Origin of the sequence: Dokdonella fugitiva, assembly GCF_014138265.1 — a bacterium.
Classification (GTDB): Bacteria; Pseudomonadota; Gammaproteobacteria; order Xanthomonadales; family Rhodanobacteraceae; genus Dokdonella_A; species Dokdonella_A fugitiva_A.
In genome coordinates, this window is the sequence record NZ_JACGXL010000004.1 from 107,868 (window position 1) to 129,127 (window position 21,260).

Genomic DNA, 21,260 nt, shown 5'->3' on the forward strand with positions numbered 1-21,260 from the left:
GTCCGTTGCGGTCGGCGACGGCGCTCACGGGCGCACCTCGAGCGCCTGGCGCTCGCTGATCACCTGCAGCATCGCGTTCTCGGCGCGCGACACTTCGTAGCTCACGCGCGCGAGCAGCCCGATCGCCGCGCACGTCATCATCACGCTCGAGCCGCCCGAGCTCACCAGCGGCAGGGTCAGGCCCTTGGTCGGCAGCACGCCGAGGTTCACGCCGATCGAGACGAGCGCCTGCAGCGCGAGCATGAGCGAGACGCCGAACGCGCAGTAGCCGGCGAAATGCCGGTTCTGCTCCACCGCGCGCAGGCCGATCGCGAATCCACGGCCGACCAGCCAGGCGAACAGCACGAGCACGAGCACGATGCCGGCGAAGCCGAGTTCCTCGGCGAGCACGGCGAGGATGAAATCGGTGTGCGCCTCGGGCAGGTAGAACAGCTTCTGCACCGATGCGCCGAGGCCGACGCCTGTCCACTCCCCGCGCCCGATCGCGATGAGCGCCTGGGTCAGCTGGAAGCCGTCCTTGAACGGATCGGCCCACGGATCGAGGAACGAGGTGAGGCGCTTGACGCGATAGTCCTGGCTCAACGCGGCGCCGGCGAGCACGGGCAACGCGAGCGCCCCGAGCAGGGCGAGGTTGCGCAGGCGCGCGCCGCCGAGCCAGACCATGCCGAGCGTGACCGCCATCAGCAGGGTCGCGGAACCGAAGTCCGGCTGCACCAGCAGGAGGCCGGCGAAGATCGCCGCGATGCCGAGCGGCTTGATCACGCCGAGCAGCTTGCCCTGCAGGTTGTCGCGATGGCGCACGAGATAGCTCGCCATGTACACGACGAGCAGGATCTTCACCGCTTCGACCGACTGGAAACCGACGAAGCCGAGGCGGATCCAGCGGCGCGCACCGTTGACGCGCACGCCGATGAACGGCACGAACACGAGCAACAGCAGTACCGCGCCGCACAGCAGCAGCGGCAGCGCATTGCGCTCGAGCCAGGACAGCTCGATGCGCGCCATCACGAGCGACGCGACGAGCCCGATCGCCAGGAATGCGACGTGCCGGTACAGGTAGTAGAACGCGCCGACGTGCTGGCCGTCGGCGATCGCGATCGAGCTCGACGCGACCATCACGAGGCCGAGGCTCGCGAGCAGCATCGCGGCGACGACGAGGCCGAGGTCATAGCGCCCCTTGACGTCGCCGAAGCGCGTCGCCTGCTGGTCGTCGTTGCTGAAGTCGAAGAGCAGCATCAGCGCACCTTCAACGTCGCGAGGCCGATCAGCACGAGCACGACGCTGATGATCCAGAAGCGCACGATCACCCGCGGTTCCGGCCAGCCCTTGAGCTCGAAGTGATGGTGGATCGGCGCCATGCGGAAGATGCGCTTGCCGGTGAGCTTGAAGCTCGCCACCTGCAGCATCACCGACGCGGTTTCCATCACGAACACGCCGCCCATGATCAGCAGGACGATTTCCTGGCGCACGATCACCGCGACGCAACCGAGCGCGGCACCGATCGCCAGCGCGCCGACGTCGCCCATGAACACCTGCGCCGGATAGGTGTTGAACCAGAGGAAGCCGAGGCCGGCGCCGGCGAGCGCGCTGCAGAAGATCGCGAGCTCGCCCGCGCCCGGGATCGCCGGGATGCCCAGGTACTCGGAGAACACCTTGTTGCCGGCGAGGTAGGCGAACACGCCGAGCGCGGTCGATACGAGCACGCTCGGCATGATCGCGAGGCCGTCGAGGCCGTCGGTGAGGTTCACCGCGTTCGAGAATCCGACGACGATGAAGTAGGCGAGGCCGACGAACACCACCGCCCCGAACACCGTCCACCACGCGAACGGCGCCTGTGCGGCGACGTCGGCCATGTGGCCGAGCGGCACCTGCGCATGCTTGATCAGCGGCAGGTAGAACGTCGTCGCCGCGGGCGTGTCGGCGCTGAAATAGAGGTACAGCGCGACCGCGAGGCCGAACACCGATTGCCAGAAGTACTTCCAGCGCGCGGCGAGCCCGCGGCTGTCCTTCAGCACGAGCTTCTTGTAGTCGTCGTAGAAGCCGATCGCACCGAACGCGACGGTCACGCCGAGCACGAGCCAGACGTAGCGGTTGTGCAGGTCGGCCCAGAGCAGCGTCGACACCGCGATCGAGCCGATGATCAGCGCGCCGCCCATCGTCGGCGTGCCCGCCTTCGACAAATGCGTCTGCGGGCCGTCGCTGCGGATCACCTGCCCTGCCTTGACCTCGGCGAGCTTGCGGATGATCCACGGACCCGCGAGCAGCGACACCGCGAGCGCGGTGAGCGTGCCCATGATCGTGCGGAAGGTCAGGTACTGGAACAGGTGGAACGCGCTGATCCAACCCTTCAGCAGCTCGGCGAGCTCAAGCAGCATGACGTTCGCCTCCGTTGCCGTCTTCGTCGCCACCGATGGCGAGCACGACGCGATCCATCGCCGACGAGCGCGACCCCTTGACCAGCAGCACGACGCCCGCGCGCAGGTCCGCGCGCAACGCGTCGACGAGCTGCGCCTGGTCGGCGTAGTGCGCGGCGCCCGCGCCGAACGCGTCGACCGCCGCGCGGCTCAGGCGGCCGACCGCGCGCAGGCGCTGGATGCCGCTGCGCTTGGCCAGCGCGCCGACCTCGGCGTGCAGGCGCTCGGCGTCGGTGCCGAGTTCGGCCATGTCGCCCATCACGAGCACGCGCTCCGCCGGCTCCGCGGCGAGCGTCGCGATCGCCGCGGCGAACGAACCGGGATTCGCGTTGTAGCTGTCGTCGACGACGACGGCGCCGCTCGCGTGCACGCGCCGCACGAGGCGACCGGCCACCGCGGGCGCCGCCTCGATGCCGGCCTTGATCGTCGCGAGCGGGACGCCGAGCGCGAGCGCGATCGTCGCGGCGGCGAGCACGTTCATCACGTTGTGGCGTCCCCGCAGCGGCGATGCGACCTCGATCGCTCCGGCCGGCGCGAGCAGGCGGAAGCGCCCGCCGTCCGCCCCGTCGATTTCCAGATTCGCGCCGACGTCGGCGCGGCGCAGAAGGCCGAAGCGCAGCGTGCGCCGCGTGCCGGCGAGCACGCCGAAGTATTCGGCGAACGCGTCGTCGGCGTTGACGACGGCGATGCCGTCGTTCGGCAGCGCGCGGTAGATCGCGCCCTTCGTCTCGGCGACGCCCTGCAGCGAGCCCATGCGCTCGAGGTGTGCCGGCGCGACGTTGTTGACGAGCGCGACGTCCGGTCGCGCGATGCGCGCGAGGTAGGCGATGTCGCCGGGCTTGCCCGCGCCCATCTCGAGCACGGCGTACTCGGTGTCCGCCGGCATCGCGAGCAGGGTCAGCGGCAGACCGATCTCGTTGTTGAAATTGCCGGCGTTGACATGCGTGCGGCCATGGCGCGCGAGGATCGACGCGACGAGCGTCTTGACCGTGGTCTTGCCGTTGGAGCCGGTGATGCCGACCACGCGCGCCTCGCTGCGCGCGCGCACTGCGCGAGCGAGTTCGCCGAGCGCGACGAGCGTGTCGGCGACGACGACCTGCGGCAGCGCGACGGCGAGTTCGCGCTCGACCAGCAGCGCGGCCGCACCGCGTTCGCGCGCGGCGTCGGCGAATTCGTGCGCGTCGTGGCGCTCGCCCTTGAGCGCGACGAACAGCATGCCCGCGCCGAGCGCGCGCGTGTCGGTCGACACCGCGTCGATGGCGGCGTCGGCGCCGTGCAGGCGGCCGCCGGTCCAGCGCGCGACGTCGGCGAGTCGCAGGTTCAGCATGGGCGCGCCTCCAGTGCGTCGCGCGCGACCGCGAGATCGTCGAACGGCAGCTTCGCGCCGGCGACTTCCTGGTACGGTTCGTGGCCCTTGCCCGCGACGAGCACGACGTCGCCCGCGTGCGACATGCCGATCGCGAGCGCGATCGCCGCGGCGCGGTCGCGCTCGATCGAGGCGAGCGCCGGACGGGTCAGGCCCGCGACGATCTGCGCGACGATCGCGTCGCCGTCCTCGCCGCGCGGATTGTCGTCCGTGACGATGATGCGATCGGCGAGCGTCTCGGCGATCGCCCCCATCTGCGGACGCTTGCCGGCGTCGCGTTCGCCGCCGCAGCCGAAGACGCAGACGAGGCGACCGCTGCAATGCGCGCGCAGGCTCGTCAGCGCCTGCTCGAGCGCGTCGGGCGTATGCGCGTAGTCGATCACGACGAGCGGACGCGTCGCGTCGCCGCCGAGGCGGTTCATGCGCCCGGCCACCGGCTCGAGCGCCGCGAGTGCCTCGCGGATCTGCGCGAACGTGAAACCGAGCCGGCCGAGGCAAGCCGCGACCGCGAGCAGGTTGGAGACGTTGAAGCGACCGAGCAGGCGCGAGGAGACCGCGCCTTCGCCCCACGGCGTGACGAGGCGAAAATGCATGCCGGCGGCGCCGGATTCGACCGCGTGCGCGACCACGTCGGCGTCGTCGCGCTCGATGCCGTAACGCACCAGCGCGACGCCGTCGCCGACGACCCTGGCGAGCACGCGCCCGAACGCGTCGTCGGCGTTGACGATCGCCGCGGCGAGCCCCGGCCACGAGAACAGGCGCTGCTTGGCCGCACCGTACGCCTGCATCGTGCCGTGGTAGTCGAGGTGGTCGCGCGTGAGGTTGGTGAACACCGCGAGTTCGAACGCGACCGCGTTGACACGCCCCTGGTCGAGCGCGTGCGAGGAGACTTCCATCGCGACGTGGCTCGCGCCGGCGTCGCGGAATTCCGCGAGCAGGCCGTGCACGGCGATCGCGTCCGGCGTCGTGCGCTCGCCTTCGCGGATCGCGCCGTGCATGCCTGCGCCGAGCGTGCCGATCGTGGCGACGCCGCGCCCCGCGTGCTGCAATGCCTGCGCGAGCAGTTGCACGGTCGACGTCTTGCCGTTCGTACCGGTCACGCCGATCACGTGCAGCGCACGCGACGGCTCGCCGAAGAAGCGCGAGGCGATCGCGCCGACGCGATCGCGCAGGCCGTCGACGCGCACCACGGGCGCCGTCGGCTCATGGGGGCGCACGCCGGACGCGGGCGCTTCGATGCCTGCCGGATCGGCCAGGATCACCGCTGCGCCACGCGCCGACGCCGCCGGGGCAAACGTGATGCCGTGCGCTCGGGCGCCGGCGAGTGCGACGAACGCGTCGTCCTTGTTCACGCGCCGCGAGTCGAGTGCGAGGCCGCGCACGACGATGTCGCCGGCCGCACCGGCCTCGCCGTGTCCTTGCAGCAGTTCGCCCACGCTCATCCGGTACTGCCTGTTCATTCGGGTACACCCTCCGCATAGTCGGGCTCGACCTGCGCGCCGTCGGGCGCCTGTCGTGCCATGCGTACGGTGTGCCCGGAATCGGGCGACGCGGTGTACCAGTTCTGCACGTCGTCGGGCGGAACGTCGAGCAGGCGCAGCGCGCCGTCCATGACCTTGCTGAACACCGGCGCCGAGACGAGCGCGCCGTAGTACGCGCCCTGCGGATCGTGGATCACGACGACGCCGACGAGGCGCGGCGCGGTCGCCGGCACCATGCCGGCGAACAGCGAGATGTACTTCTTCTGGTAGCCGCCGCCGATCGCGGTGCGCGAGGTGCCGGTCTTGCCGGCGACGCGGTAGTTGGTGATCGCCGCCTTGATGCCGCCGCCGGGCGGGTGCACGACGGTCTCGAGCATGCCGCGCAGGGTCGTCGCGATCTGCGGATCGATGACCGCGCGATCCTTCGCCTGGCCGCCCTTGACGAATGTCGGCGGGCGCAGGCGGCCGTCGTTGGCGAGCGCCGCGTAACCCTGCGCGAGCTGCAGCGGCGTCACGCTGAGGCCGTAGCCGTACGCGATCGTCGCCTGCTCGACCGGCCCCCAGTTCTTCGCGATCGGCAGGTTGCCGGGCGATTCGCCGGGGAAGCCGCAGCCGGTGACTTCGCCGAAGCCGAAGCGGTGGAACACGTCGTACATCTCGTCGCGGCCGAGCGTCGCGGCGATCTTCGCCGCGCCGACGTTGCTCGAATACGTGATCACGCCGGTGACGTCGATCATGCCCTTGTTGTGCACGTCGCTGATCGTGTGCCCGTACAGCGTGTACGTGCCCGGCGAGGTGTCGATCGGCGTGTGCGGTTTCCATTTGCCGCTCTCGAGCGCCGCCGAGATCGTGAACGCCTTCATCGTCGAGCCCGGCTCGACCACGTCGGTCGCCGCGCGGTTGCGCCGGTAGGCCGGGTCGACGTTGCCGCGCGCGTTCGGGTTGAACGACGGCTGGTTGACCATCGCGAGGATCTCGCCGGTCGGCACGTCGAGGATGACCATCGAGCCCGAACTCGCGTGGTGCTCGGCGAGCGCCGCCTTGAGCTCGCGGTAGGCGAGGTACTGGATGCGCCGGTCGATCGAGATCGTCAGGTCCTTGCCCGGGCGCGCCTCGCGCACGAGTTCGACGTTCTCGACCTCGTGGCCGAGGCGATCGCGGATCACGCGCTTGATGCCCTTCTCGCCCGCGAGCCACGAGTCGAACGCGAGCTCGAGGCCTTCCTGGCCCGCGTCGTCGATGTTGGTGAAGCCGAGCACGTGGGCGATGACCTCGCCGCTCGGGTAGTAGCGGCGGAACTCGCGCTGGCTCGACACGCCGGGGATGCCGAGGCCGAGGATCGCCTGCGCGTCGTCCGGGTTGAGGTGGCGCTTGATGTAGTAGAACTCCTTGTCGGAGCGCTCGACGAGGCGCTCCTTGAGCGACTCCTCGTCGAGCCCGGCCGCCCGCGCGAGTTCGCCGATGCGGTCGGCGTGCTCGAGCAGCTCCATCGGGTTCGCCCAGATCGATTCGACCGGCGTCGACACCGCGAGCGGCTCGCCGTTGCGGTCGAAGATCGTGCCGCGCGAAACCGGGATGTCGATGTCGCGCAGGTAACGCGCGTCGCCCTGCTCCTGGTAGAAGTCCTTGCGCACGACCTGCAGGTCGACCGCGCGCACGACCAGCGCGCTCGAGGCGAGGCCGAGCACCGCGAACACGGCGTAGAGCCGCGTGCGCGTGTTGGCCGGCTTCGTGCGCGCGTTCATCGCTTGATCACCAGTGTCTGCGCCGCGGCGGGCGGCAGCATGCCGAGGCGGCCGCGCGCGATCTGGTCGATGCGGTTGTTTTCCGCCCAGGTCGCCTGCTCGAGCTGCAGGCGGCCGAACTCGAATTCGAGGTTGTCGCGCTCGTTGCCGAGCCGGCTCAGTTCGATGAACGCGAGGCGGCTTTGCTGGCGCGCGTAGACGACGCCGATCGCGCTCGCGATCGTCGCCAGCAGGAGCAGGGAGAGGGCGGCGATGCGCAGGCTCACGTCGCCCCCGCTCCGCTCGCGCGCTTCTGCGCGACGCGCAGCACCGCGCTGCGCGCACGCGGGTTCATCACGAGTTCCGAGTCGCCGGCGAATTGCGCCTTGCCGACCGCGACGAGCGCGGGCGGCGCGACGTCGGGCAGCGGCAGTCCGCGCCGCACGGGACGCGCGACTTCGCCGCGGATGAACTGCTTGACGACCCGGTCCTCGAGCGAATGGAAACTGATCACCGCGAGCCGACCGCCGGGCTTGAGGCAGCGCAACGCGGCGTCGAGCCCGCGTTCGAGCGCGCCGAATTCGTCGTTGACGTGGATGCGCAATGCCTGGAACGTGCGCGTCGCCGGATGCTTGTTGCGCTCGCGGTGGCCGATCGTCTTCGCGACGAGCTCGGCGAGATCACGCGTCGTCGCCAGCGGCCGCTCGCGTTCGCGTTCCACGATCGCTCGCGCGATGCGTCGACTCATCCTTTCCTCACCATGACGCCACAGCACATCGGCGATCTCCTTCTCGTCCGCCGTCGCCAGCCACTGCGCCGCGCTCGTCCCCTGCGTCGGGTCCATGCGCATGTCGAGTGGTCCTTCACTCTGGAAGCTGAAGCCGCGCGCCGGGTCGTCGAGCTGCGGCGACGACACGCCGAGGTCGAGCAGCACGCCGTCCAGGCCCGCCGCCGCTTCCGGCCACGCGGCCATCTCGGCGAAGTTCGCGTGACGGATCGCGACGCGCGGATCCTGCGCGAACTCCGCCTGGGCGGCCGCGATCGCCTCCGGATCGCGATCCATCAGCAACAGGCGTCCTTCCGGCCCCAACCGCTTCAGGACTTCGCGCGCATGCCCACCGCGCCCGAACGTCCCGTCCAGCCAGCGTCCCTTCTCCGTCACGCGGAGGCCTTCCAGGACCTCCGCCAGCATCACCGGCACGTGCCGGAGCTGCGACGCGCTCATCGATGAACCCCGCTCACAGCTTCAGCTCGAGCATGTCCTCCGTGATCTGCTCCTCGCCGATCGTTTCGCGGATCTTTGCGAGGTGCGCCTGTTCGCTCCACAGCTCGAACTTGTTGCCCATGCCGAGCAGCACCGCGCGCTTCTCGATGCCGCTCGCGCCGCGCTGGCTGCCCGGCAGCGAGATGCGACCGTTCGCATCCGGTTCGACGTGCGCCGCCGCGCCGACGAGTTTCATCTGCAGGTTGCGGTGGACGGCCTTCACCGACGGCAACGCGTTCACTTCGTCGCGGACGCGCTCCCATTCCTGCTGCGGGAAGATCCACAGGCAGCCGTGTTCGAACGGGTTGTAGGTCACGACGAGCCGGTTGCCGGATTTGGCGACGAGATCGCGATGGGCGGCGGGTATGGCTACCCGACCCTTGTCGTCCAGCGTGACAGCCGTTTCACCCTGAAACATGACCCACTTCCCGCCACAAAAAACCACCTGAACCCACATTAGGCGGCGAGGCGTGGACTGTCAAGGAAATTCAGGAAAAAAATCCTGTTCAGGCAAGGATTTGACGCACATCGAGCTAACCCGAACGCAGCAGTATTGATATCGATTCTGAAGTGTCGCGGGCAACCCATTGATGTACTGATCATCCGTGCCGAATGCGATGGTTGGCGCCTGCCAGTCCGTGGCGTCCTTCGACGACGCAGCGCGGGACTGATGCACCTACAGCCCCCCTGGTAATATATCTACCGCCACGCGGATATTGAAGCGACAATAATAGACTTCCGGTGTATGTTGCCTTCGTCCGGCCCAGGGGCGTTGCCGCAGTGGCAGCGTAGCCGGACGCGATCGGTCGACGGCCGGTCAAGGGGCGACATGTCCGGGGATCAGGCTGCGACGCTGCGGGCGTGCGAATGCCGCGGACCCCTGCGCCTCGGCGCGGCACCGCCGTCCGGGCCGCCTGCCGCACTTTCCCCATGCTCCGCCTTCTCCACACGTGCACATCGCGCCGACTCGCGCACCCATCCCCGTGCAGGACATCCCGTGATGAAGCGATCCGATGACTCGCGCCCGCGTCTGCGCGGCGCGTGGCGAACCGTGTTCGCGGCCGGCGCATTCGCACTGTGCGCGGGCAATGCATTCGGCCAGTTCGTACTGCGCCAGGCGACGACGGCGGGAACCGGCGTGTCCGAAGTCATGACGCCGTGCTACGCGCTGTCGGCCACCGCCGGCGAAGCAAGCGCCGCACCGGCGTCCGCGGGCGCATTCCGGCTGTTCTCCGGCTTCTGGGGAGCAGGGCCGGCGACACCACGCAACAGCATCTTCCGCGACGGATTCGAGGACTGCAGCCCATGAAACCGAACTCTCTGGTCATCGCCATCGCGCTCGGCCTCGGCACGGCGACCTTCCACGCCAACGTCGCGAGTGCAGCGCCGCAAGCCGCGCAGTCGTACGACTTCGTCTACCAGGGTTATCTCGAGCAAAACGGTGTGCCGGCGAACGGCAACTACGACCTCGAGTTTTCGCTGTGGGATGCGCAGACCGGCGGCAATGCATTCGGCTCGGCGATCGTCGAAACCGGATGGCCGGTCGTCGACGGCCGCTTCAGCATCAATCTCGCGTGGGCCGGTGCATTCGACGGCACGCAGCGCTGGATCCAGGTCAAGATCGACGGCACGACCCTGCCGCGCCAGCCCGTGTCCAGCACGCCGGTCGCGCAGTACGCCTTGAACACGCCGCCGGGTGCCGTCGGGCCGACGGGTCCCACCGGCCCGACCGGACCCGCGGGTGTGGCGGGACCGACCGGGCCCGCGGGCGCCACCGGCAACACGGGACCGACCGGCGCCGCCGGTGCGACAGGCAGCGCGGGCGCGACAGGTGCGACCGGCCCCACCGGAGCCGCAGGCGCCATCGGCCCGACCGGAGCCCAGGGCCCGGCTGGCTCAACCGGTGCCACGGGCGCGCAAGGCCCGGCCGGCGCTACGGGCGCCCAAGGACCCGCGGGCGCGACAGGCGCCACGGGCACGCAGGGGCCCATCGGCGCGACGGGCACCACCGGTCCGCAGGGACCGACTGGCCCGACCGGCGCAACGGGGGCGACCGGTGCGCAGGGTCCGGCCGGCGCTACGGGTGCGACGGGCGCGCAAGGTCCGATCGGTCTCACGGGGTCGACCGGTGCACAGGGCACGACAGGACCGACGGGAGCGACTGGCGCGCAAGGCGCGGTCGGCCTCACGGGCGCGACCGGTGCGCAAGGTGCCACCGGTGCGCAAGGTCCGGCCGGACCGACGGGCGCAACAGGTGCCACCGGCGCACCAGGTGCAGACGGAGCCACGGGCGCGAGTGGCGCGCAGGGGCCGATCGGTGCGACCGGCGCACAAGGCCCCACGGGCGCCCAGGGCGCCACCGGTCCAACGGGAGCGACCGGTCCCGTGGGCGCAGACGGTCCTGCAGGCCCGACCGGCGCACAGGGCGCCACCGGGCCGGCGGGCGTCCAGGGGCCGGCGGGAGCGACCGGCGCCACGGGTCCGCAAGGTCCGGTTGGATCGCCGGGCCCTGCAGGAAGCGACGGAGCCACCGGTGCCGTAGGCGCGACGGGCCCGGCCGGCCCAACCGGTGCGCAGGGCCCGACCGGAGCCCCCGGTACGGCGGGAACCAACGGCGCCACGGGCGCAACCGGTCCGCAAGGTCCGACCGGTGCCGTGGGAGCCACGGGCGCCGCCGGCCAGCAAGGCTCGACCGGCCCAAGCGGCCCACCCGGACCGACGGGCGCGACCGGCCCCGCGGGCCCGGCCGGCGTTGCCGGACCCAGCGGCGATACCGGACCGGTCGGGCCTGCGGGTCCGACCGGTCCCGCCGGCGACACGGGCCCGGCCGGTTCGACGCCGGCCGTCGCGACGGTCGCGACCAACCAGCTCACCAACAGCACGGCCTACGGCGCGCTCGCGACGGCCGGCCCGGCGGTCGCCGTCACGCCGCTCACGGGCAAGGTGCTCGTCACGCTTACGGCCGGCATCACCAACGTCGACAACGGCGCGAGCTGCTTCATGGGCTTCGCCACGTCCGGCGCGGGTGCGACCGTGGTCGCCGCGAGCGACACGCGTTCGCTGTCGGCTGCGCGCGACCGCATCTGGCACGGCAGCGCGACCTACCTCGTGACCGGGCTCAACAACGTGGCGACGACGTTCACGGCCGTGTACCGCACCAACGTCAACAATAACGAATGCGATTTCTCCGACCGGAGCATCATCGTCCAGCCGTTCTGAACTGCGAGAGCGTGGCGGCGGATCCGTCGTGGTCCGCCGCCTTTTTTTCTTCCATCCCGTGCCGCGACCGCGTACAACGACCGCGCACGGCATCGCGGAACGGATCGGAAGGACATGACGCGGGTAGCGGTCACCGGCGGCGCCGGCTACATCGGATCGCACATGTGCAGGCGGCTCGCCGCGCACGGACACGACGTCGTCGTCATCGACGATCTGTCCGGCGGCCATCGCGACGCGGTGCGCTGGGGCCCCCTGCGGCAGTGCTCGCTGCTCGATGCACCGGCGCTGTCCCAGGCATTGCGCGACGCGCGCTGCGATGCGGTGATCCATTTCGCGGGCGCGATCGCCGTCGGCGAGTCCGTCGCCGATCCGCTCAAGTACTACGCGATCAACTTCGGCGGCAGCCTGAACCTGCTGCAGGCGATGCGCGACGCCGGCATGCGACGCCTCGTGTTCTCCTCGAGCGCGGCGATCTTCGGCGAACCACGGCAGTCCTTCATCGACGAACGACATCCGATCGACCCGATCAGTCCGTACGGCCGCGGCAAGGCGATGGTCGAGCAGCTGCTGCGCGATGCCGCGCCTGCGTACGGCATTGACGCGGTCGCGTTGCGCTACTTCAACGCCGCCGGTGCCGATCCGTCGGCGGCGATCGGCGAGTCGCACGATCCGGAAACGCACCTGATCCCGCGCCTGCTGCGCCACGTCGCGGGCGAGCGCGGGCCGATCGAAATCTACGGCGACGACCATGCGACACCCGACGGCACCTGCATCCGCGACTACGTGCATGTCGACGACCTGTGCGCGGCACACCTCGCCGCGCTCGAACATCTCGATTCCCATCCCGGCTTCCACGCCTTCAACCTCGGCAACGGCAACGGCTACTCGGTGCGCGAGGTCGTCGCCGCCGTGCATGCCGTGACCGGCAAGCACGTGCAGGCACGCGTCGCGGCGCGGCGCGCGGGTGATCCCGCCCGGCTCGTCGCCTGCCCCGACCGCGCACGCGCGGTGCTCGGCTGGCACCCCGCGACGCCGTCGCTCGAAGCGATCGTCGAGACCGCCTGGCGCTGGCATCGCGCTCCCGCGTACTGATACGGTTCCGCCGCGACGTCGGCGACGGAGAGATGCATGGCGCGGCTCTGCCTCAACATGATCGTGAAGAACGAGGCGGCGATCATCGAGCGCTGCCTCGCGGCGGCGGGGCCCCACGTCGACGTCTACGCGATCCTCGACACCGGCTCGACCGACGACACGATCGCGCGCATCCGCGCCCATTTCGCGCGACTCGGCATCCCCGGCGTCGTCGCCGAGGGCGTGTTCCACACGTTCGAACAGGCGCGCAACGACGCGCTCGATCTCGCATTGCGCAGCGGCCTCGATTTCGACTACCTGCTGTTCTGCGACGCCGACATGGACCTCGAGGTCACGCGCCGCGATTTCCGCGACCGCCTCGACGGCCCCGTCTACTCGATTGCGCAGCGCAGCGTGGACGGCTTCGAGTATCCGAACGTACGCGTGCTCCGGCGCGACGTGCCCGCGCGTTACCGCGGCGTCACGCACGAATACCTCGACGTCGGCGACCGCCCGCGCCCGCTGCTCGACGGCGTCGCGTTCCTCGACCACGCGTCGGGGGCGAACCGCACGGGGAAATACGAGCGCGACATCGCGCTGCTCGGCGAGGCGCTGCGCGCCGAACCCGACAATGCGCGCTACGTGTTCTACCTCGCCAACTCGCATTACGACCTCGGCGACTTCACGACCGCGATGGCGTGGTACGCGCGCCGCGAGGCGATGGCGGGATGGGCCGAAGAGGTTTTCTATTCGTCCTATCGCACCGGTCTGTGCCTGCAGCGCCTCGAGCGCGACGACGAGGCGGCGGCGCGCCTGCTCGACACGTGGCAGCGCTTTCCGGAGCGTGCCGAACCGCTGCACGCGCTCGCGCTGCACTACCAGCGCAAGGGCCAGCATCGGCTCGTGCACCTCGTCGCCGGTGCGGGACGCGCGATCGCCGCGCCGCGGGAAGCGCTGTTCGTCGAGACGGACGTCTATGCGTGGCGCCTCAAGGACCTCGACGCGGTCGCGCTGTACTGGCTCGGCCGACGCTCGGCGGCCGCGGCGCTCAATCACGAACTGCTCGCGCTCGTGCCCGCGGGCGAGCGCGCGCGCATCGCGCAGAACCTCGCCTATTGCGAAAGCCGGCCTGCTGCGCCGTCGTTGCCGGATGCCACGGCCGCGACGCGACAACCGTACGACAAGTACGACGGCCTCAAACGCTGGGGTTGGTACGTCGACCAGTTCGAGGCGTGGCGCGAACACCTCGCCACCGATGCGCCCGTGCGCGTGCTCGAGATCGGTGCCTTCGACGGCGTGTCGGCGAACATGATGCTCGACGCGATCTTCACCCATCCGCAGTCGCAGGTCGTCGCGATCGATCCGTACCACGCCGACCCGACCACGCCGGAAGTCGACGCGTCGACGCGCGACACGTTCCTGCGCAACGCGCGCATCGGCGGCCACCAGGAGCGCATCAAGCTGCTGCAGGGCTACAGCTTCGACCTGCTGCCGGCGATGGCGCATGCATCGTTTGACCTCATCTACATCGACGGCAGCCATCTCGCGCGCCACGTGCTCGAGGACGCGGTGCTCGCGATGCGCCTGCTCAAGCCCGGCGGCATCATCGGCTTCGACGACTACCTGTGGACTTCGACGAGCGATCCGGGCGACCCGACCGCGAGTCCGAAGGTGGCGATCGACGCGTTCGAACGCGTCTACGCCGACCGCATCGAACCGTTGTTCGGCACGCGCCAGCGCTTCTACCGCGTGCGCGCCGACGCCGCGCCGTGACCGCCCGCGCGTGCATCCGCGCACGGTGGCCCGTGCGCGGATGACGCGAAGGAGTGAAGTCGGCCGATAAGCCGGGTTCTGTCGTGGACAGCCATTCCTCTAGGCCGTGCGTCGCCGCACGGCTCGAGCAACCAACCCGGGGACGACGCGGGCCACGTCATGGTCCCCCTATTCGGTCTTGCTCCAGGTGGGGTTTGCCGTGCCGGTCCGTTGCCGGACTCGCGGTGCGCTCTTACCGCACCGTTTCACCCTTGCCTGATCCTCTCGCGAGGCCATCGGCGGTCTGCTCTCTGTTGCACTATCCGTCGGCTCGCGCCGCCCAGGCGTTACCTGGCACCTTGCCCTATGGAGCCCGGACTTTCCTCGAAGCCTCGCGGCCTCGCGGCTGCCTGGCCGACTCCACGCGTAGTCTAGCAGGCTGCCCCGGCGACGGCCGTCAACGCGTCGCCGCCGCGACGCGCGCGATCGCCTCGATGCTGAGCTCGACGTCGGCGTCGGTGGTCGCCCACGACGACACGCTGATGCGCATCGCGCTGCGGCCCTGCCAGACCGTCCCGCCGCACCAGCAAGTGCCCTCGGCCTGCACCGCGTCGACGACGCGGCGCGTGCGCCCGGCATCGCCGAACGCGACCAGCACCTGGTTCAGCGCGACCTCGTTCAGCACCTCGAAGCCGTGCGCGGCGAGCGCCTCGGCGAAACGGCGCGCCTGGCGGCAATTGCGCTCGACGAGTTCGTCGACGCCGCTGCGCCCGAGCCCGCGCAGCGCGGCCCAGACGTCGACCCCGCGCGCGCGCCGCGACAGCTCCGGCGTGTAGTCGGCCGGATTGCGCCACGCGCTCTCGGTCGGCAGGTAGTCGGCGGTGATCGCCATCGCCGCGCTGAGTGCGACGGGATCGCGCACGAACGCGAGCCCGCTGTCGTACGGCACGTTCAGCCACTTGTGCGCGTCGGTCGCCCACGAATCGGCGAGCTCGATGCCGCGCACCTGTTCGCGCACGCGCGAACCCGCGCGCGCCCACAGACCGAACGCGCCGTCGACGTGCAGCCACGCGCCTGCGCCGATGCGCTCGCGCACGTCGGCGACGGCGTCGCAGGCACCGGTGTTGACGTTGCCGACCTGCGTGCAGACGATCGCCGGCGCGGCGATCCGCGGCAGCGCGTCGACGCGCAGGCGTCCCTCGCCGTCGACCGGCACACGCCGCACGCGGTTGCGGCCGAGACCGAGCAGGCCGAGCGACTTGACCAGGCTCGGATGCGCCTCGTCGCCGATCACGACGTCGATCGGTGGCGCGTCGAACAGGCCGTCCGCCTCGACGTTCCAGCCCGCCTGCGCGAGCACGCGATGTCGCGCGGCGGCGAGTGCGACGAAGTTGGCGACGGTCGCGCCGGTCACGAACGCGCCACCGGTGCCGTGCGGCAGCCCGAACAGGTCGACCAGCCAGCGCAGCGCGACCTGTTCCAGCCGCGACGTCGCAGGCGTCACCCGGTACAGCGCCGAGTTCTGGTCCCAGGCGGTCGCGAGCCAGTTCGCCGCGAGCGCGACCGGCAATGCACCACCGATCACGAAGCCGAAGAAGCGCGGCCCCGCCATCGCGGTCGTCGCGGGCGAACCGAATCGGTCGAGTTGGTCGAGGACCGTGTGCGCGTCGACCGGCGTGTCGGGCAACGGCGTGTCGAAAGCGTCGAGCGCACCCTCGGCCGCCGGGTCGAACGCGACGCGACGCTTGGCGAGGCCATCGAGGTACGCGCCCGCACGCTCGGCGGCGTCCTGCAGCAGGGGTTGCACGGCGACCTCCGCATTCCGCAGCGAAGGCGCCACTCTACTCGTACAGCGCCTTGCGCGGCGCGCCGGTGATCGCCGCGGCGAGCTTGGCCGCACGCGCGGGCGGCAGCTCCTCGCGCAGCAGTGTGAACACCCTTCGCCCCTCGGCGAGGACCGCATCGGCGGCGGCACCTTCGGCGCCCGCCACGACGAGCACGAACTCGCCACGCTGCTGGTTCGCATCGGCGAGCACGCGCGCCTCGACGTCGGCGAGCGGCGCGGCGATCACCGTCTCGAACAGCTTGGTCAGCTCGCGCGCGAGCACCGCGGCACGCGCGCCGCCGAACACCGCGACGAAGTCGGCGAGCGCCTCGACGATGCGATGGCTCGACTCGTAGAAGAGCAGGGTGCGCGGTTCGGCAACGAGTTCGGCGAGCCGTTCGCGCCGCGCGGCCGCCTTTGCCGGCAGGAACCCTTCGAACACGAAGCGGTCGCTCGCGAGTCCGGCGACCGACAGCGCCGCGATCGCCGCGCACGGGCCCGGCACCGGCGAGACCTCGCAGCCGGCTTCGCGCGCAGCGCGCACGAGCCGATAACCGGGATCGCTGACGAGCGGCGTGCCCGCGTCGGAGACGAGCGCGACGTCGTCGCCGCCGAGCAGGCGCTCGACGACGCGCTCGGCCTGATCGCGTTCATTGTGTTCGTGCAGCGCGAACGTGCGCGCGCGACTGCCCGCGTGGGCGAGCAGCGGCGCGCTGTGGCGCGTGTCCTCCGCGGCGACGAGTGCGACCGCGCGCAGCACGTCGCGCGCGCGCGGCGACAGGTCGTCGAGGTTGCCGATCGGCGTCGCGACGATCCACAGCTTGCCTCGTTTCCGTTCCATCGCGTCCTGTCCCGCGCCGTCGCGGCGGGCCCGTCCGCGCGATCGGCTATCATTCCAGCGTAGCGCATCGCGCAGCCCCGGAGGGACGCAACCCATGCTTCGCCGATTCGAAGGAACCGTGATCGCGCGCCGCGCCCGGCTCATGCCACTCGCCCTGCTGTGCGCCGCGCTCGGCGCCTGCGCGACGATGGGCGACCTGTCGGACCGCGTCAGCGGTGCCGGCCCGGCCGCGACCGGTGCGCAAGCCGATCACGCCGAACAGCTCTACGCCGACGGCCAGCTCGACCAGGCAGCGAGCGAATTCCTCGCCCTCGCGGACGGCGCGCGCGGCGACGCGGCCGCGCACTACCGCCTGCGCGCGGCCGAAGTGCTGCGCGACCGCGGCGATCTCGACGGCGCCGCGCGCGCACTCGGCGACATCAAGCGGCGCCGCCTGCACGGCGACGAACCGCAGCGGCTCGACCTGCTCGACGCGGAGATCGCGATCAAGCACGGCGACGTCGGCCGGGCCGATGCGCTGCTCGCGGGCCTCGGCGACAACCCGTCCGAAAGCGTGCGCATCCGCGCGCTGGAATTGCGCGCGCGCGCGGACCTCGCGCGCGGCGACCGCTTTGCCTCGGCGCGCTCGCGCGCGGTGCTCGACCGCGATCTCCAGGGCGGCGATCGCGAACAGAATCGCCGCCAGCTCGTCGAAGCACTCGCCGGCCTCGACGTCAACGCCTTGCGTACCGGCGTCGAAGGCCTGCGCGTCGACGATCCGCTACGCCCGTGGGTCGAACAGGCGCTGCGCGGCAAGGGCCAGCCGCTCGCGCGCGCGCTGCCAAAGCCAAGCCGCCCGGTCGGCACGATGCAGCCGGGCGGCAACGGCTCGCTCGAAAGCGAAGGCTACAACTCGCTGCATCGCGTCGCGCTGCTGCTGCCGCTGAGCGCGCAGTTCGCCACGGTGTCGCAGTCGATCCGCGACGGTTTCCTCACCGCGTACTTCGCCGACGCGCGCGAACGCCGTCCCGAATTGCGCATCTACGATTCCGGCAAGACGCCGGCGGACGCGATCGCCGCGTACGACCGCGCCGTCGCCGACGGCGCCGACCACGTGGTCGGGCCGCTGCAGCGCGAATCGGTCGGCGAGCTGTTCCACCAATCGCTGCGCGCGCGCGTGCTCGCGCTCAACCATCCCGACACCGGCGAAGTCCCGCCGCCGGGCAGCGCCGAGTTCGGCCTACTGCCCGACGGTGAAGGCGCGCAGGTCGCCGAACGCATGGTCGCGCGCGGCATCACGCGCGCGGCGATCCTCGCCGCCAACGCGGACTGGGCCGAACGCGCGGCGCGCGCGTTCCGCGCGCAGTTCGAGGCCGCCGGCGGCGTGATCACGGGCGAAACGCGCATTCCGGACAAGGACGTCAACTACGCGACGCAGATCCAGCAGGCGACCGGCAGCCTCGGCAGCGGCGCGGACGCTGGTGTGTTCGTCAGCACGCGGCCGCAGCAGGCGCGCCTGCTGCTGCCGCAGCTCAAGGTCGCCGGCGTGAACCTGCCGGTGTTCGCGACGTCGCACGTCTACGCGGGCGACGGCAACGCCGCGCTCGATCGCGACCTCGACGGCATCGAGTTCTGCGACGCGCCATGGCTGTTCGGCAACATCCCGGGGCGCCCCGACCGCAACCACGTCGCGACGCGCATCGACACCGCGAACGGGCTCGGTGGGCGCCTGTTCGCGTTCGGCATGGATGCATACGCGCTGCTGCCGTACATGGACTGGCTGCTCGCGCACCCGGATTCGTACCTCAACGGCGCGACCGGCGAACTCACCGCGGACAATTTCGGCCGCATCCATCGCCTGGTTGGCTGGGCGCGATTCCAGAACGGCGTCGCGCTGCCCGTCGACGGCGCGCTCGACAGCGCGCCGCTGCAGCAGTGAACGCGCGCACCGCCACGCGACGCGAGGCGGGCGCGCGCTACGAGGACTTCGCCTGCACGCACCTGCAGCGCGCGGGGCTCGCGCTGGTCGCGCGCAACTACAGCTGCCGCTACGGCGAGATCGACCTCGTCATGCGCGATGCCGCGACGCTCGTCTTCGTCGAAGTGCGCTATCGCCGCGGCGGCGGCGCGAGCCGCTACGGTGACGGTGCTGATTCGATCGGCGCGAGCAAGCGCGCGCGCCTGCAGCGCGCCGCGGCGATGTTCCTCGCGCAGCATCCCGCGTTCGCCGACGCCGCCTGCCGCTTCGACGTCGTCGCGATCGCCGGCGATGCACCGGGCGCGCAGCTGCACTGGTTGCGCAACGCTTTCGAAGCTTCCTGAGGATTCCCGCATGCACCGTCGCCGCATCCACGCCCACCTCCTGCTGCTTTGCGCACTGCCGCTGTTCGGTGGCTGCGTCGCCGCCGTCGTCGGCGGCGCCGCGGTTGGCGCGAGCGCGGCGCACGACCGCCGCGACGTCGGCACCTACGTCGACGACAAGCGCCTGTCGCTCGGCGTGCACGACGCGTTCAACAAGGACAAGGAACTCGCGCTGCGCAACAACGTGCGTATCGTCGTCTACAACGGCGTGATCCTGCTCGCCGGCGAAACGCGCAGCGCGGAACTCAAGGCACGCGCCGAGCGGCTCGTCAGCGGCTTCGAAGGTACGCAGCGCGTCGTCAACGAGATCGCCGTGCAGGAACCCGAGGGGTTCTGGTCGCGCCGCCGCGACAACACGATCTCGCTGCACGTGAAGACCGCGCTGCTCGACCTCACGAGCCTCGACGGCTTCGACCCCACCCGCGTGAACGTGACCACCGCGCACCGCGTCGTCTACCTCATGGGCAAGGTCACGCGCGAGGAGGACGAGGCGGTGACCGGCATCGCGCGCGAGGTGAACGGCGTCGAGAAGGTCGTCAAGGTGTTCGAGTACGTCGACTGACCGCCCTGCCACCGTGCTCCCCGCCGCCGCCCTCGCCGAACTGCAACGCGTCTTCGCGGCGGATGCGCTGAGCACCGATCCGGCCGAGTGCCTCGTCTACGGCTACGACAATTCGCGGCGCCAGGCGACGCCGGACGCGGTCGTGTTCCCGACCTCGCACGAGCAGGTGGTCGAGCTCGTGCGCATCGGCCGCGAGCATCGCCAGCCGCTCGTCGCGCGCGGGCGCGGCACCAACACGACCGGCGCGAGCGTGCCGACCGCCGGCGGCATCGTCGCGAGTTTCGAGCGCATGAACCGCGTGCTGCGCATCGACGCCGACGATCGCATCGCGGTGGTCGAGCCGGGCGTGATCAACGGCGACCTGCAGGTGGCACTCGCGCCGCACCGGCTGTTCTGGGCGCCCGACCCGACCTCGGCGCCGTTCTGCTCGGTCGGCGGCAACATCGCCTGCAACGCGGGCGGGCCACGCGCGGTGAAATACGGCGCGACGCGTGACAACGTGCTCGCGCTGCGCGCGGTCGCCGGCAACGGCATGGCGTTCCGGTGCGGCACGCCGACCACGAAGGGCTCGACCGGCTACGACCTCGTGCGCCTGCTGGTCGGCTCGGAGGGAACGCTCGCGCTCGTCACCGAGGCGACGCTCAAACTGGCGCCGCTGGCCTCGGCGAAACGCACCCTGCGCGCGACCTACGTCGACGTCGGCGCGGCCGCGAAGGCGGTCGCGCGGATCATGGCGCAGCCGGTCGCGCCCTGCGCGCTCGAGTTCCTCGACGACGAATGCCTGCGCCTCGCGCGCGGCCACGGCGGCGATGCGATCCCGCTCGCCGGCGCGATGCTCGTGATCGAAGTCGACGGCGAGGCGGACACGCTGCCCGCCGCGGTCGATGCGATCGCGCGCGCCGCGCGCGGCGAAGGACTCGAGGATCTCGCGGTCGCCGAGGGCGAGGCCGAAGTCGCCGCATTGTGGGCCGCGCGCAAGGCGCTCTCGCCCGCATTGCGCACGCTGTCGCCGAACAAGATCAACGAAGACGTGGTCGTGCCCGTGAGCCGCGTGCCCGAGCTCGTCGCGGCGACGCGCGCGATCGCCGCGAAGCACGCGTTGCCGATCGTCTGCTTCGGCCACGCCGGCAACGGCAACCTGCACGTGAACCTGCTGCCGCGCGACGAAGCCGAACAGGCACGCGCGACGCACGCGCTCGACGAACTGTTCGACGTGGTCATCCGCCTCGACGGAACCCTGTCGGGCGAACACGGCATCGGCCTCGCCAAGCGCGAGTTCATGCCGCGCGCCCTCGACGCGCATGCACTCGCGCTGATGCGCGCGGTCAAGGCGCAGTTCGACCCCGACGGCATCCTCAATCCCGGCAAGCTGTTGTAGACAACGCGGCAACGGCTGCATTC

At 71.0% G+C, this 21,260-nt stretch carries 18 protein-coding genes and 1 other RNA gene; 8 read left to right on the forward strand and 11 right to left on the reverse strand.

Going from position 1 to position 21,260, the window contains the following annotated elements:
- Nucleotides 1-24 precede the first annotated feature (24 nt).
- Genes ftsW through mraZ form a run of 8 tightly spaced genes read right to left on the reverse strand, consistent with a single transcriptional unit; the run spans nt 25 to nt 8,667 of the window.
- A complete protein-coding gene (ftsW, locus tag FHW12_RS13005) occupies nt 25-1,236 on the reverse strand; it encodes a putative lipid II flippase FtsW (protein WP_182531461.1) in 1,212 nt (403 codons plus the stop codon).
- Nucleotides 1,236-2,375 carry a phospho-N-acetylmuramoyl-pentapeptide-transferase gene (mraY, locus tag FHW12_RS13010; RefSeq protein WP_182531462.1) on the reverse strand — a complete coding sequence of 380 codons (1,140 nt, stop codon included), beginning with the start codon at nt 2,373-2,375 and terminating at the stop codon, nt 1,236-1,238. The genes ftsW and mraY overlap by 1 nt, the downstream gene beginning before the upstream one ends.
- The gene (locus FHW12_RS13015; protein WP_182531463.1) at nt 2,365-3,741 is read right to left on the reverse strand and encodes a UDP-N-acetylmuramoyl-tripeptide--D-alanyl-D-alanine ligase; all 1,377 of its coding nucleotides are present in this window, start codon (nt 3,739-3,741) and stop codon (nt 2,365-2,367) included. Before FHW12_RS13015 ends, mraY begins: the two co-directional genes overlap by 11 nt.
- On the reverse strand, nt 3,735-5,222 hold the full coding sequence (locus tag FHW12_RS13020) for a UDP-N-acetylmuramoyl-L-alanyl-D-glutamate--2,6-diaminopimelate ligase (protein WP_182531749.1): 1,488 nt from the start codon (nt 5,220-5,222) through the stop codon (nt 3,735-3,737). The genes FHW12_RS13015 and FHW12_RS13020 overlap by 7 nt, the downstream gene beginning before the upstream one ends.
- A gap of 14 nt (nt 5,223-5,236) precedes the next feature.
- Nucleotides 5,237-7,006 carry a peptidoglycan D,D-transpeptidase FtsI family protein gene (locus FHW12_RS13025; RefSeq protein WP_182531464.1) on the reverse strand — a complete coding sequence of 590 codons (1,770 nt, stop codon included), beginning with the start codon at nt 7,004-7,006 and terminating at the stop codon, nt 5,237-5,239.
- The gene (gene ftsL / locus FHW12_RS13030; protein WP_259393072.1) at nt 7,003-7,266 is read right to left on the reverse strand and encodes a cell division protein FtsL; all 264 of its coding nucleotides are present in this window, start codon (nt 7,264-7,266) and stop codon (nt 7,003-7,005) included. The genes FHW12_RS13025 and ftsL overlap by 4 nt, the downstream gene beginning before the upstream one ends.
- Before the next feature lie 2 nt (nt 7,267-7,268).
- Nucleotides 7,269-8,210 (reverse strand): 16S rRNA (cytosine(1402)-N(4))-methyltransferase RsmH, encoded by a 942-nt coding sequence (rsmH, locus tag FHW12_RS13035; protein WP_182531465.1) that lies wholly within the window; start codon nt 8,208-8,210, stop codon nt 7,269-7,271.
- 13 nt (nt 8,211-8,223) lie between these two features.
- A complete protein-coding gene (mraZ, locus tag FHW12_RS13040; RefSeq protein ID WP_182531466.1) occupies nt 8,224-8,667 on the reverse strand; it encodes a division/cell wall cluster transcriptional repressor MraZ in 444 nt (147 codons plus the stop codon).
- 582 nt (nt 8,668-9,249) lie between these two features.
- Here mraZ and FHW12_RS13045 point away from each other — a divergent pair.
- From FHW12_RS13045 to FHW12_RS13060, 4 genes are all read left to right on the forward strand, one after another.
- The gene (locus tag FHW12_RS13045) at nt 9,250-9,558 is read left to right on the forward strand and encodes a hypothetical protein (RefSeq protein ID WP_182531467.1); all 309 of its coding nucleotides are present in this window, start codon (nt 9,250-9,252) and stop codon (nt 9,556-9,558) included.
- Nucleotides 9,555-11,468: a collagen-like triple helix repeat-containing protein gene (locus FHW12_RS13050; RefSeq protein WP_182531468.1), complete on the forward strand. Its 1,914-nt coding sequence runs from the start codon at nt 9,555-9,557 to the stop codon at nt 11,466-11,468. Before FHW12_RS13045 ends, FHW12_RS13050 begins: the two co-directional genes overlap by 4 nt.
- 114 nt (nt 11,469-11,582) lie before the next feature.
- Nucleotides 11,583-12,560 (forward strand): UDP-glucose 4-epimerase GalE, encoded by a 978-nt coding sequence (galE, locus tag FHW12_RS13055; protein ID WP_182531469.1) that lies wholly within the window; start codon nt 11,583-11,585, stop codon nt 12,558-12,560.
- Nucleotides 12,561-12,596: 36 nt separating this feature from the next.
- On the forward strand, nt 12,597-14,312 hold the full coding sequence (locus tag FHW12_RS13060) for a class I SAM-dependent methyltransferase (RefSeq protein WP_182531470.1): 1,716 nt from the start codon (nt 12,597-12,599) through the stop codon (nt 14,310-14,312).
- A gap of 51 nt (nt 14,313-14,363) precedes the next feature.
- Here the strand turns inward: FHW12_RS13060 and rnpB are convergent.
- The 3 genes from rnpB to rsmI form a co-directional block, all read right to left on the reverse strand.
- An RNA gene (gene rnpB / locus FHW12_RS13065) (RNase P RNA component class A) lies at nt 14,364-14,713 on the reverse strand.
- Between the two features lie 35 nt (nt 14,714-14,748).
- A complete protein-coding gene (locus FHW12_RS13070; RefSeq protein ID WP_182531471.1) occupies nt 14,749-16,098 on the reverse strand; it encodes a pyridoxal phosphate-dependent decarboxylase family protein in 1,350 nt (449 codons plus the stop codon).
- 34 nt (nt 16,099-16,132) lie between these two features.
- Entirely contained in the window at nt 16,133-16,957 is an 825-nt protein-coding gene (rsmI, locus tag FHW12_RS13075) for a 16S rRNA (cytidine(1402)-2'-O)-methyltransferase (RefSeq protein ID WP_182531472.1), read from the reverse strand.
- A 94-nt stretch (nt 16,958-17,051) separates the two neighbouring features.
- On the opposite strand from rsmI, the gene FHW12_RS21080 reads away from it, so the two are divergent.
- The 4 genes from FHW12_RS21080 to FHW12_RS13090 are packed head-to-tail and all read left to right on the forward strand — an operon-like array spanning nt 17,052 to nt 21,237.
- On the forward strand, nt 17,052-18,875 hold the full coding sequence (locus tag FHW12_RS21080) for a penicillin-binding protein activator (RefSeq protein WP_220484450.1): 1,824 nt from the start codon (nt 17,052-17,054) through the stop codon (nt 18,873-18,875).
- Nucleotides 18,872-19,258, forward strand: coding sequence for a YraN family protein (locus FHW12_RS13080; protein WP_310735234.1), 387 nt, complete (start codon nt 18,872-18,874; stop codon nt 19,256-19,258). Before FHW12_RS21080 ends, FHW12_RS13080 begins: the two co-directional genes overlap by 4 nt.
- Before the next feature lie 10 nt (nt 19,259-19,268).
- Entirely contained in the window at nt 19,269-19,859 is a 591-nt protein-coding gene (locus FHW12_RS13085) for a BON domain-containing protein (RefSeq protein ID WP_182531474.1), read from the forward strand.
- A 13-nt stretch (nt 19,860-19,872) separates the two neighbouring features.
- Nucleotides 19,873-21,237: an FAD-linked oxidase C-terminal domain-containing protein gene (locus FHW12_RS13090; protein WP_182531475.1), complete on the forward strand. Its 1,365-nt coding sequence runs from the start codon at nt 19,873-19,875 to the stop codon at nt 21,235-21,237.
- Nucleotides 21,238-21,260: the final 23 nt, after the last annotated feature.